The following is a 13,056-nucleotide window of genomic DNA, read 5'->3' on the forward strand; positions in this document are numbered from 1 at the left end:
ATGCGCTGGCAAGGCGGCTTTTGGGTAACGTAAGAGGTTTACATGCGCACACATGCACGCTTGATCCTGGCCATCCTGTTCAGCCTGGTGGCATTTACGGTTCAGGCCGAGACCGGCCCCGGCTGGCAGCCCGTTAACAGTACCATTGGTAAAAGCCAACAGGATTCGCGCCAGTATCAGGCGATCACGCTGAATAATGGCATGACCGTGCTGCTGGTATCAGACAAGGATGCACCTAAGTCGCTGGCGGCCTTAACGCTGCCGATTGGTTCACTGGACGATCCTGCGCAACAACCTGGCCTGGCGCACTACCTTGAACACATGGTGCTGATGGGCTCAACGCGTTATCCGCAGCCTGACAGCCTGGCTGACTTCCTCAAGAAGCACGGGGGCAGTCACAACGCCAGTACGGCGTCCTATCGCACGGCTTATTACCTTGAAGTGGAAAACGATGCGCTGGAGCCTGCCGTCGATCGCCTTGCGGACGCGATTGCTGAGCCGTTGCTGGACCCGGTCAATGCTGACCGGGAACGCCACGCAGTCAATGCCGAGCTGACCATGGCGCGCGCACGGGACGGTTTGCGCATGGGGCAGGTCAGTGCCGAGACGATCAATCCGGCCCATCCGGCAGCACACTTTTACGGGGGCAATCTGGAAACGCTACGGGATAAGCCGGGTAGTAACCTGCATCAGGCGCTGCTGGACTTTTACCATGGTCACTATTCAGCCAATCTGATGAAGGCGGTTATCTACAGTAATCAATCCCTGGCGCAGATGGCCGCCATTGCGGCCAACACCTTTGGTCGGGTGGCGAACCACAATGCCAGCGTCCCCGCGATTAGCGAGCCGGTCGTCACGGAAGCACAGCAGGGCATTATTATTCATTACGTGCCTGCACAACCCCGTAAGCAGTTGAAAATCGAGTTCCGTATCCCGAACAACAGCGACCGCTTCCGCAGTAAAACGGACACGCTCATCGGCTATTTAATGGGCAACCGTAGTCCAAATACGCTGGCAGACTGGCTGCAAAAACAGGGGCTGGCCGATGGCGTCAGCGCAGGGGCCGACCCTGTCACCGAACGCAACAGCGGCGTTTTTACGGTCAACGTGTCGTTAACCGATAAAGGCCTTGCCCAGCGCGATGAAGTGGTTGCGGCCGTCTTTAGCTACATTTCTATGCTGCGAGAAAAAGGCATCGATCGCCGCTATTTCGACGAAGTTTCCCGTGTTCTGGCGCTGGATTTCCGTTATCCCTCCATCACGCGCAATATGGATTATATCGAATGGCTGGCCGATACGATGCTGCGTGTGCCGGTGGAGCACACGCTGGATGCGCCTTACCTTGCCGACCAGTATGATGCTGAGGCGATTCAGGGCCGTCTTAACAGCATGACGCCGCAGAATGCCCGCATCTGGTACATCAGCCCACAGGAACCGCACAACAAGCTGGCCTATTTTGTCAACGCGCCTTATCAGGTTGATAAGATCACCGCTCAGACGTTTACCCAGTGGCAGCAGCGCGGGCGTGACATGCAATTCGCGATGCCCGTACTGAATCCCTACATTCCTGATGATTTCTCGCTGGTTGCTACCGGGGACAAGGTCTACCGCCATCCGGTAAAGCTGGATAACGATTACGGTATGCGCATTTACTGGATGCCAAGCCAGTTCTATGGCAGTGAACCCAAAGCCAGCATTACCGTCGCGCTGCGAAATCAGCAGGCCATCAGCGATGCGCGCCAACAGGTGCTGTTTGGTCTGAACGACTATCTGGCCAGCCTCGCGCTGGATGAGCTGAGTTCGCAGGCGTCGATTGGCGGGATCAGTTTCTCGACCAGTGAAAACGATGGCCTGGTCTTTAACGCCAGTGGCTTTACGCAACGCCTGCCCGCATTACTCAAACAGTTAGTTGATCGTTACAGCACTTTCCGGCCCAGTGAATCTCAGCTTGAGCAGGCCAAATCCTGGTACCTGGAGCGGCTGGATGCGGCCGAAAAAGGCAAAGCCTTTGAGCAGGCGATTCAGCCTATGCAGCTGTTATCGCAACTGCCTTACACTCAGCGCGAGACACGGCGCAAACTGGTGAGCGGCATTACGCTGGATGAGGTGGTGGCCTACCGTGATGCGTTAATTAAAAATGCCACGCCGGAAATGATGGCGGTGGGCAATCTCAGCGCCGACAGCGTGACCCAACTGGGGCGCGATCTGAAACAGCAGATGCAGTGTGGAGGTATTCACTACTGGCACAGCAACTACCTCAGCGTTGAAAAGCCGCTGAAGGCGAATCTGGAACAGCACGGCAGCAGCACAGACTCTGCGCTGGCGGCACTCTATATTCCCCTGGGCTATGACGAGTACCAAAGCATGGCGAACAGCGCGATGCTCAGCCAGATCGTGCAGCCCTGGTTTTACAACCAGCTGCGTACAGAAGAGCAGTTGGGCTATGCCGTGTTTGCCTTCCGGATGCCAGTAGGGCGCCAGTGGGGAATCGGTTTTCTGTTGCAAAGTAACAGCAAGCAGCCCGCTTATCTGATGCAGCGCTATCAGGCATTCTATCCGCAGGCAGAGCAGCGGCTTCGCACGATGAGCCAGGCCGACTTTACCCAGTACCAGCAGGCGATGCTCAACGATCTTAAACAGCGTCCGCAAACGCTGAATGAAGAAGCCGATCGTTTTAGCCGTGATTTTGATCGCCAGAACTACGATTTTGATACCCGACAAAAGCTGATGGAGCAGGTCCAGCTGCTTACGCCAGCCGGTCTGGCCGATTTCTTTCATCAGGCCGTGATGCAGAAAAAAGGGATGGCAATGACGTCGCAGATAGCTGGTAGCGGCGAGCGCAAAATTGAATTTGCTCCACTACCTGGCTGGAGAACCTGGCAGGAAATCGCCAAACTGCAGCAGTCGCTGCCGGTAAAGAGTGAAATCCAATGATGCAGTCAAGACCCGAGTCACTTGACCCGTTAACGCTGCCGCTGAACGGCGAGCGGTTAATTGAGGCGTCAGCGGGGACCGGCAAAACGTTCACTATCGGCCTGCTTTATTTACGCCTGCTGTTAGGGTTGGGCGGTGAGCACGCCTGGCGCAGGCCACTGTCCGTCGAAGAAATTCTGGTGGTGACCTTTACCGAAGCCGCCACGGCGGAGCTTCGGGGCCGTATTCGTGACAATATCCATCAGCTACGGCTGGCCTGCGTGCGCGGTAAAAGTCAAAACCCGATGCATCAACAGCTGATTGCACAAATCCCTGACCTGCCACAGGCGGCGTCACAGCTGCTGGCGGCCGAGCGGCAAATGGACGAAGCGGCTATTTTCACCATCCACGGCTTCTGTCAGCGCATGCTTAACCTGAACGCGTTTGAATCGGGGATGCTGTTCGAGCAGGAGCTGATTGAAAACGAACAAACCCTGCTCCGGCAGGCGACGGCCGATTTCTGGCGTCGTCAGTGTTACCCGCTGTCGCTGGATGTGGCCAGAGTGATTGCGGCGGAGTGGAGCGGGCCAGACAGTTTGCTGACCACGCTACGACCCTGGCTACAGGGGGAATCGCCGACGCTCAGGCATCCGCCTCGTGCAGATGAAACCCTGGCCTCACGTCATGCGGCCAATCTTCAGCGTATCAACGCCCTTAAGCAGCAGTGGCAGGCCGCCAGCGACGATGTGGAAGGCATTATTACCGCATCTGGCGTTGATAAACGCAGTTATAGCAGTAAGCACTTACCTAACTGGGTTACCAAAGTGACGCAGTGGGCACAGAGTGAGACGCTTGATTATCAGTATCCCAAAGAGCTGGAGCGCTTTGGACAGCAGGTGCTGCATGAGAAAACGAAAAAGGGCGAGGCGCCACAGCATCCCCTGTTTGACGCGGTGGATCGGTTCCTGGCAGAACCGCTAACGTTACGCGATGTCATTATCTGGCAGGCCCTGACGGAGGTCCGCGAAGCAGTCCAGCGTGAGAAGCGTCAGCGTGCATTACTGGGCTTTGATGACCTGTTAAGTCGTCTGGATGAGGCACTTCAGCAGCCGGGCGGGGCGCTTCTGGCTGAAACCATTCGTAGCCGTTTTCCGGTGGCGTTGATCGATGAATTTCAGGATACCGACCCACAGCAGTATCGCATCTTCCGCACGCTGTATATTCATCAGCCAGACTTAGCGCTGCTGCTTATCGGCGATCCCAAGCAGGCTATCTATGCTTTCCGTGGCGCGGATATTTTTACCTATCTGCGCGCCCGGAGTGAAGTTAGTGCTCACTACACATTAGATACCAACTGGCGTTCGTCCCCAGAAATGGTGGACAGCGTTAACCGGTTGTTTTCGCAGGTCGATGCGCCGTTTCTGTTCTCTTCGATCCCTTTTCTCCCGGTCAGTCCGGCTGCGCCCAACCAGGCATTGAAACTGATTTACCAGCAACAGCCGCAGCCCGCCTTACGTTTCTGGCTTCAGCCGGGAGAAGGCGTTGGAGTAAGTGATTACCAACAATTTATGGCACAGCAGTGTGCTGCAGACATCAGCCGCTGGCTGGTGGCGGGACAGCAGGGACAGGCGCAGATTGGCAAAGGTGATGCCCTACAGCCGGTTAAAGCATCGGACATTACCGTGCTGGTACGCAGCCGGACCGAGGCCAGCCTGATCCGCGATGCGCTGAACAGCCTGGCGATTCCCTCGGTTTATCTGTCCAGTCGCGACAGCGTTTACACTACGCCCGAAGCGCGTGAGCTGTTGTGGCTTTTACAGGCGGTTCAGTCGCCTGAGCAGGAGCGATTACTCCGCAGCGCGCTGGCGACGTCCATCTTTGCGATTGATGCCGCAGAACTGGACGCTCTGACGCAGAACGAACGCGACTGGGATGCGCTGGTAGAGCAGTTTGTCAGCTGGCAGCAAATCTGGCATCAGCGTGGTGTTTTACCCATGCTGCGTGACGTGATGATCAAGCGGCAGCTGGCCGAAAATATGCTGGCGTCAGACAACGGTGAACGGCGCTTAACCGATCTGATGCACCTGGGTGAATTACTGCAGGAAGCTGCGGTTCAACTCGACAGCACGCATGCGCTGGTGCGTTTTCTGGCGCAGCAAATTGCCCGTCCCGACAACCAGGCCTCCAGCCAGCAGCTGCGGCTGGAAAGCGATCGCCACCTGGTGCAAATCGTCACCATTCATAAATCGAAAGGGCTGCAGTATCCTCTGGTCTGGCTGCCCTTTGCCGCCGGCTTCCGCGAGGCCGCCAGCGCCCTGTATCACGATCGCGAAAGCTTTGCCGCGATGCTGGACGTGCAGGGCGATGAGCAAAGCCTGACGCTGGCAGAAGAGGAGCGGCTGGCAGAAGACTTGCGTCTGCTTTACGTGGCGCTTACCCGCTCGGTGTACCACTGCAGCGTGGGCATTGCGCCGCTGATCAAAGGGGCACGTAAAAAAGAAGGCGAGAGCGATCTGCACAAAAGCGCGCTCGGTTATCTGGTTCAGCGCGGTGAAACCGCCGATGCCGCACAGCTCAGCCAGCATCTGCAGGCGCTTGAGGGGGCGGGCATTGAGGTCATAAACAGCGAACTCCAGCCCGGTGCGATCTGGCATGAAGGCGAAGGTCGTGACGATGCGCTGAGTAGTCGGGAAATGACGCGTGCGCTGGCAGACAGCTGGCGCGTCACCAGTTATTCGGGATTACAGCAGCACGGTAGCTCACCGCTGCTGGATGCGTTACCTAAATTTGATATTGATGCCGCGGGTGAAGCGGCAGACGATGAAGACGCTCTGTTAACGCCGCACCATTTTCCTCGCGGCGCGGCACCTGGTACTTTTCTGCACGGGCTGTTTGAATCAATTGATTTTACCGAACTGCCAGATGCGATCTGGCTGGAAGACCAGCTGCAGCAAAATGGCTATCCGCTGAGCTGGCTTCCGGTTATTCAGCAGTGGATTGCGCGCGTGCTGACGACGCCGCTTAACAAGGAAGGCCTGACGCTGGCCAGTATCAACAGCAGTGACCGACTTATCGAAATGGAATTCTATCTGCCGATCCATAATTTGCTGACCGCAGCCGATCTGGATGCGCTGGTGCGCCGCTACGATCCCCTGTCGCAGCGCGGTGCTACGCTGGATTTCCGGCAGGTCAAAGGTATGCTGAAAGGCTTTATCGACCTGGTGTTCCGCTGGCAGGGGAAATACTATCTGCTGGATTACAAATCCAACTGGCTGGGTGAAAGCCATGCCGCTTACACGCCCGAAGCGATGGAACAGGCCATGATCGATCACCGGTACGATCTGCAATATCAGCTGTATACCCTGGCGTTGCACCGTTATCTGCAGCATCGGCTGGCAGGCTACGACTACCAACAGCATTTCGGCGGGGTATTTTACCTGTTTCTGCGCGGCATGGACGGCAGCTCTGCCGATAATGGCATTTTCGCGACCCGACCCAACCCGGCGTTTATTGATGAGATGGATAGGTTGTTTGGCAACACAGAGGAAATGTTATGAGTGATATAAACGCCTTGCTGCTCCAGGCAGTCGAAAAGCGTTTACTGCGTCCTCTGGATATTCAGTTTGCCCGCTTAATCGCGGATGAAACCCAGCCTTTTCTGCTGTTGGCGGCGGCCTGCGTGAGTGCGGATGCCGGAGAAGGCCATGTCTGTCTGCCGCTGGCTAATCTGAGCGAGGCAGGGTTGTTTGCAGGTCGTCAGCCTGCGCTGGCCCAGGCTCTGTGGCAGGCTGCAGGCGCACCGGACGATCTGCATGCGCAGCTGGCGGGCTGGTCGGCAGTCAGCGACGGCAGTGCCGTTACCCCGCTGGTGCTGAGCAATCAGCGTTTGTATCTGCATCGTCTGTGGCAGAGCGAAGGACAGGTTGCGCGCTTTTTCTCATTGCAGCCCGACGAAGGGCGCTTCGATTCGCACCGCGCCAGTGAGGTGTTAAACGACCTGTTTGGCAGCCTTCCTGATGACTGGCAAAAGATTGCCGCTGCCGTGGCACTGACGCGCAAAACCGCCGTGATTTCCGGTGGTCCCGGAACCGGTAAAACCACGACGGTAGCAAAACTGCTGGCTGCGCTGATTCGACTGAATACGCTGCCATTGCGCATACAGCTGGCAGCACCTACCGGAAAAGCGGCGGCCCGCTTAACGGAGTCGCTGGGTAAAGCTCTGCAGGGGCTGGCGGTGAATGAGGAAGAGCGCGCCCGTTTCCCTGCGGAAGCGACGACGCTGCATCGCCTGCTCGGCGCGCAACCCGACACGCAGCGCCTGCGTTATCATGCGGGAAATCCTCTGCATCTGGATGTGCTGGTGGTGGATGAAGCCTCGATGGTCGATCTGACCATGATGGCAAAACTGATTTCCGCCCTGCCTCATCACGCCAGAGTGGTGTTTCTGGGTGATCGCGATCAACTGGCCTCGGTTGAGGCGGGCGCAGTGCTGGGGGACATTTGCCGCTGTAGTGAAACAGGGTTTAGCGCTTCCCGGGCCTTGCAGCTGACAACCCTTACCGGTTGTACGCTTGTGGGCAACGACACCGAAGCTGCGCCTGCGGTACGTGACAGCATTTGCCTGCTGCGGCAGAGTTATCGTTTCGATGAGAAGTCAGGAATAGGCCAACTGGCCCGGGCGGTGAATCAGGGCGATGCGCGCCAGATGAAGACTATTTTCGCCGCAGGGCACCACGACGTTTCTTTTCAGCCGCTCAATGACGGCGACGCTTATCAGGCGATGCTGGACGAGGTGGCGCGGGGCTATGAGGCATATCTGCACGCTGTGCAGCAGCAGGCCGCGCCGGAACAGGCCATCGCGGCATTCAGCCGCTACCAGCTGCTATGTGCCCTGCGTGAAGGGCCGTTTGGCGTACACGGACTGAATCAGCGCATAGAGCAACGTCTGATGCAGCTGCAGCGCCTTCGCCGTCCTGCGCTGGGCAGCCGCTGGTATCTTGGCCGTCCGGTCATGATCACCCGCAATGACAGCGCGCTTGGGCTGTTTAACGGCGATATTGGTATTACTTTACGTGACGAAGAAGGCCAGCTCAGGGTGTTTTTTCCGTTGCCGGATGGCAGCGTCAAAGCGATTCAGCCCAGCCGTTTACCGTCCCATGAAACCGCATGGGTGATGACGGTACATAAGTCGCAGGGATCAGAATTTGACCATACCGCGTTGGTCATGCCGACTCAGTTTCTGCCGGTGCTGACTCGCGAGCTGGTTTATACCGCCATTACGCGCGCGCGCAGTCAGCTGACCATTTACAGCGATCGCTCAATATTTGAACGTGCCGTACAGCTGCAAACTCAGCGTCGCAGTGGACTGGTGGAAAGGTTAGAGGCTGCCGGGCAGGCATAATAAGCAGGGCGGCAGGATGGCCGCCCGGTTGACGGTCAGGTTAAATCGGCCATCAGCACCTTTGAACGACGCTGATAGTTGTACATCTCTTTCTTACTTTCTGGCAGCGACTCAATATCCACCGGCGTAAAGCCGCGCTCCTGGAACCAGTGAATACTGCGCGTGGTCAGCACGAACAGTTTCTCCAGCCCCATTTGCCGTGCCTGAAGCGCGACGCGCTGCAGCAGCAGTTCACCGCGTGACGAGCTGCGATAATCCGGATGCACTGCGACGCAGGCCATTTCACCAATCTTTTCATCCATAAACGGATAAAGCGCGGCACAGGCTATGGTCAGGTTATCGCGCTGGATAATGGTAAATTTATCGATCTCCATTTCCAACTGTTCGCGTGAACGGCGAACCAGAATGCCTTGCTGCTCCAGTGGGCGAATCAGTTCCAGAATACCGCCGATGTCGTTGATGGTTGCCCGACGGATCTGCTCGGCCGATTCCATTACGATCTGTGTCCCGATGCCGTCGCGCGAGAATAACTCCTGCAGCAGCGCCCCGTCTTCCTGGTAGCTGATTAAATGGCTGCGGCGCACGCCACTGCGACAGGCTTTTACCGCGCCCCGTAAAAAGCGCACGGTGCCCGACAGAAAATCGCCATCGCTTTCCATTTCATCAATACGCGCCTGAGCATCGTTGGGAAAGAGTTCGGAGACAATGTTGCCTTCACGATCGATCACGCCTTGTTCTGAACAGAAGCCAATCATTTTTTCGGCTTTGAGCTTAATCGCTAACTGCGTGGCAACCTCTTCGGACGTCAGGTTAAAACTTTCACCCGTCACAGACACCGCGACCGGGCCAAGCAGCACAATGGCATCGTTATCCAACTGGCGATGAATGGCCTCTTCATCAATACGGCGGATGCGTCCACTGTGGCAGTAGTCTACCCCGTCATCCACGCCGAGCGGCTGGGCGATAATAAAGTTACCGCTCACCACGTTAATATGTGCGCCCTGCAGCGGCGTGTTATTGAGGCTCATTGAGAGCCGGGCAGTGATGTCCAGCTGTAACCGACCTGCCGCCTGTTTGACCAGTTCCAGCGATGGTGCATCGGTGACACGGGTATATTTGTGGTAAGCCGGTTCCAGCTGATGTGCCGCCAGGCTGGCATCAATCTGTGGACGTGCGCCATAGACCACGACCAAACGGATGCCAAGGCTGTGTAGCAAGCCGATATCGTTGACGATGCTGGAGAAATTCTCATGCTCAATGGCCTCACCGCCAAGCATGATGACGAATGTCTTATCCCGATGCGCATTGATATAGGGAACGGTATGGCGAAAACCCTGAACCAGTTCAGTACTACGTTCCTTCACGGCTAACCCTCAGTGAATGTTTATTCGTATTTTGTGTATTTTTATGCTTTTGACTGCCATTTTGCAAGCGTTAATCCTGACGATAATTTACGTTTTTCTTGATGCTAATGCCGCTAACAGCCTGCATTATTTGGGGTTTCCGGGGTGACATTACCTGGAGGATTGGATAAAGTTTTCGCCGCCATTTTATTTGGTTGCCGTTTTTTTAAACACTATATAACAGCTGGAGTGGCATGTCGGAAGGTAATCCCCTGGTTTCACGTAGACGATTATTAAAAGGTACAGGGGCGCTGTTACTGCTCAGCGTCAGTGGCGTGAGTATGGCAGCCACCCGTCATATTCTGGCGGTGCGCATCTGGCCCTCTTCAACCTACTCGCGTATGACGCTGGAATCTAACGTCGCACTTAAATACAAGCAGTTTGCCCTGACGAATCCTGACCGACTGGTGCTTGATATTGATGGCTTGCATCTCAACGCGGTGCTAAAGGGCGTGAATAAGCACGTGCGCGTTGACGATCCTTTTATTAAAAGCGCCAGAGTGGGGCAGTTTGATGCTAACACCGTGCGCGTGGTACTGGAACTGAAGCGCAACGTTTCCCCTAAAATCTTCAGCCTTGCCCCGGTTTCCACCATCAAGCACCGACTGGTGGTCGATCTCTATCCCAGCCAGGATACGGTTGAAGATGATCCTTTACTGGCATTACTTAAAGATTACAACCAGGGCGATCTGGAAAAAAATGAGACGGTGCAGAAGCCTTTACCCGGTAAAGCCGGACGCGATCGACCCATTATCATCATGATCGATCCTGGACATGGCGGCGAAGATCCCGGCGCGCATGGTAAATACAAAACCCGCGAAAAAGATATCGTGCTGAAGATTGGTCGTCGGCTGAAAACCTTGATCGAAAAAGAGCGCAACATGAAGGCTTACATGACCCGCAACGAAGATGTGTTTATTCCGCTTCGGGTGCGCGTCGCCAAAGCGCGCAAGCAACGTGCTGACCTGTTTGTCTCTATCCATGCGGATGCATTCACCAGCCGGGCCGCGCGCGGTTCTTCAGTATTTGCCCTTTCTACCCGCGGCGCGACCTCTGCTGCGGCACGTTTCCTGGCGCACAGCCAGAACGAAGCCGATCAGATTGGCGGTGTCAGCATGAGTGGCGACCGCTATCTGGATCACACCATGTTTGATATGGTGCAGCGCCAGACCATCCATGACAGCCTGAAGTTTGGCAAAGAAGTGCTGCATCGTCTGGGGCGCATCAATCATCTGCACAAACGCACCGTGGATCAGGCCGGCTTTGCCGTGCTTAAGGCACCCGATATTCCCTCTATCCTGGTGGAAACGGCGTTCATCAGTAATGTGGAAGAAGAACGCAAGTTGCGTACCACGCGCTATCAGCATCAGGTGGCAGAGGCGATACTGGAAGGGATTAAAGCCTATTTCAAAAGCGGTGCCGCCCTGGCTCACCGCTGAGTCGCAGGCCGGGGGAAACAGGCTGCTACTGCGTTTCCCCGGCCAGCCGTCAGGCGGTGAAAGGCGCGTCAGGCCCGGATGCAGCGTGCGTAATCGCGCATCCCGATGTCCGTTTCGGGGCGCAGCAGGGCTGCCCGGGTGCTCAGCGGCCCTTCGCCAGGTAGCGTGCCATTTCGTCTTCCGGCACCATCCCGCCGCCCGTGGCCCAGACCAGATGTATCGCCTGGTCCAGCTGCGTCGCGGTAAAACCGTGCAGTTGCAGGTAAGCCGCGGCACCGCAGACGCGCTGGGGGCCAGCCATACCGGCAAGCGCTGAAGGCTCCAGCCGCAGGTCTTCTTCCTGCGCCAGCCAGCTCAGCATGTCATACATACTTTGATCGTCAAGCGTATAAAGCCCGTCGAGCAGGCGCTGCATGGCCCGGCCAACAAAGCCGGAAGCCCGACCCACCGCCAGTCCATCTGCCGCCGTGATATTGTCGATGCCGATGTCCTGCACTGAAATACCCTCATGCAAACCGGTAATGATGCCCAGCAGCATGCAGGGAGAGTGGGTTGGTTCGGCAAACAGGCAGTGAACGTGTTCACCAAAAGCCAGCTTCAGACCAAAGGCGACGCCGCCGGGGCCACCGCCCACGCCGCAGGGTAAATACACAAACAGGGGATGGTTGCTGTCAACCACGCGTCCCTGTTGTTCAAACTGTGCCTTCAGGCGCTGTCCGGCAACCGCATAACCCAGAAACAGCGTGCGGGAGTTCTCATCGTCAATAAAGAAACAGTCCGGGTCAGATTCTGCTGCTTTACGTCCTTGCTCGACTGCCACGCCATAGTCCTGTTGATATTCCACCACTCTGACGCCGTGACTGCGCAATTTGGCTTTCTTCCATTCCCGGGCGTCCTCCGACATATGCACAGTCACTTTAAAGCCGAGGCGGGCGCTCATGATGCCAATCGACAGCCCGAGATTGCCGGTTGAGCCTACGGCTATGCTGTACTGGCTAAAAAACTGCCGGAAGGCAGGGGAAAGTAGCTTGCTGTAGCTATCTTCCCTGGTCAGCAAACCTGCGCCCAGCGCCAGCTTCTCGGCATGAGTCAGCACTTCATAAATCCCACCACGGGCTTTAATCGAGCCAGAAATCGGCAGGTGGCTGTCTTTCTTTAATAGCAGCTTACCCGCAATTTTTTGTCCGTATGCCTGTTCCAGCCGCCTCTGCATCGCCGGGATGGCGACGATCTCTGACTCAATAATGCCGCCCGTGACGGCGGTTTCCGGAAAGGCCTGCGCTATAAAAGGCGCGAACCGGTTCAGACGATCGTGCGCCTCTTTCACATCCTGTGCCGTCAGGCCAACATGGGGAAGGGCTTCCGCGACGCTGGTCGTGGCGGGATTAAACCAGATGGTTTCGTTGAGCGCGATTAACTCCGCGACCTGCGGGTACTGAGCTGTCAGAGCAGCAATATTGAGATTATTCATACCAGACCTTTTGGTGTCCGAATGAATCATGAAAGCAGAAATGTATCGACCAGAGCAATACCTGCGGCACGAATAACCTTCGGTCTGAGGGGCGTTTTATAAGAGATTAAAAGGGGGAAAGCGGTGGGCTTGTGTCGTTCAGCGGAATTCAGATACAAAAAAACACCCTTTCAGGTGTTTAAAGTGGTTGCGGGGGCCGGATTTGAACCGACGACCTTCGGGTTATGAGCCCGACGAGCTACCAGGCTGCTCCACCCCGCGTCCGATTGCGCATAGCGACTTTCACATTGTGTCTTCTGTCTGAGCAAAGTGACAGAAGCGTTGGTTGCGGAGGCCGGATTTGAACCGACGACCTTCGGGTTATGAGCCCGACGAGCTACCAGGCTGCTCCACCCCGCGTCCGATTGCGCATAGCGACTTTCACATTGT

The 13,056-nt window shown here is 56.3% G+C and carries 6 protein-coding genes and 2 tRNA genes; 4 read left to right on the top strand and 4 right to left on the bottom strand.

Annotated features, from left to right (window positions below):
• Positions 1–42 precede the first annotated feature (42 nt).
• From ptrA to recD, 3 genes are read left to right on the top strand one after another with little or no spacing between them, the layout of a single operon-like run.
• Positions 43–2,934 (top strand): pitrilysin, encoded by a 2,892-nt coding sequence (gene ptrA / locus FBY13_RS14465; RefSeq protein WP_145394497.1) that lies wholly within the window; start codon positions 43–45, stop codon positions 2,932–2,934.
• Positions 2,931–6,470, top strand: coding sequence for an exodeoxyribonuclease V subunit beta (recB, locus tag FBY13_RS14470; RefSeq protein WP_145394498.1), 3,540 nt, complete (start codon positions 2,931–2,933; stop codon positions 6,468–6,470). The genes ptrA and recB overlap by 4 nt, the downstream gene beginning before the upstream one ends.
• Positions 6,467–8,314 (top strand): exodeoxyribonuclease V subunit alpha, encoded by a 1,848-nt coding sequence (recD, locus tag FBY13_RS14475; protein WP_145394499.1) that lies wholly within the window; start codon positions 6,467–6,469, stop codon positions 8,312–8,314. The genes recB and recD overlap by 4 nt, the downstream gene beginning before the upstream one ends.
• 35 nt (positions 8,315–8,349) lie before the next feature.
• Here the strand turns inward: recD and argA are convergent, their stop codons facing one another.
• Entirely contained in the window at positions 8,350–9,678 is a 1,329-nt protein-coding gene (gene argA / locus FBY13_RS14480) for an amino-acid N-acetyltransferase (protein ID WP_109717017.1), read from the bottom strand.
• Positions 9,679–9,911: 233 nt separating this feature from the next.
• Between argA and amiC the strand changes: the two genes are divergently transcribed.
• Entirely contained in the window at positions 9,912–11,156 is a 1,245-nt protein-coding gene (gene amiC / locus FBY13_RS14485; RefSeq protein ID WP_096011754.1) for an N-acetylmuramoyl-L-alanine amidase AmiC, read from the top strand.
• 142 nt (positions 11,157–11,298) lie between these two features.
• Here the strand turns inward: amiC and dsdA are convergent, their stop codons facing one another.
• From dsdA to FBY13_RS14500, 3 genes are all read right to left on the bottom strand, one after another.
• On the bottom strand, positions 11,299–12,627 hold the full coding sequence (dsdA, locus tag FBY13_RS14490; RefSeq protein WP_145394500.1) for a D-serine ammonia-lyase: 1,329 nt from the start codon (positions 12,625–12,627) through the stop codon (positions 11,299–11,301).
• 184 nt (positions 12,628–12,811) lie between these two features.
• Positions 12,812–12,888: transfer RNA gene (locus FBY13_RS14495), tRNA-Met, on the bottom strand.
• A gap of 61 nt (positions 12,889–12,949) precedes the next feature.
• Positions 12,950–13,026 (bottom strand) — tRNA-Met (locus tag FBY13_RS14500).
• Between the last annotated feature and the right edge of the window lie 30 nt (positions 13,027–13,056).

This window comes from Pantoea sp. SJZ147, from assembly GCF_007828605.1.
Classification (GTDB): Bacteria; Pseudomonadota; Gammaproteobacteria; order Enterobacterales; family Enterobacteriaceae; genus Pantoea; species Pantoea allii.

Excerpts from the sequence above, each read along its gene's own strand:
- ptrA (WP_145394497.1), top strand. The coding sequence starts at position 43 with ATGCGCACACATGCACGCTTGATCCTGGCCATCCTGTTCAGCCTGGTG.
- recB (WP_145394498.1), top strand. The coding sequence starts at position 2,931 with ATGATGCAGTCAAGACCCGAGTCACTTGACCCGTTAACGCTGCCGCTG.
- recD (WP_145394499.1), top strand. The coding sequence starts at position 6,467 with ATGAGTGATATAAACGCCTTGCTGCTCCAGGCAGTCGAAAAGCGTTTA.
- amiC (WP_096011754.1), top strand. The coding sequence starts at position 9,912 with ATGTCGGAAGGTAATCCCCTGGTTTCACGTAGACGATTATTAAAAGGT.
- dsdA (WP_145394500.1), bottom strand. The coding sequence starts at position 12,627 with ATGAATAATCTCAATATTGCTGCTCTGACAGCTCAGTACCCGCAGGTC.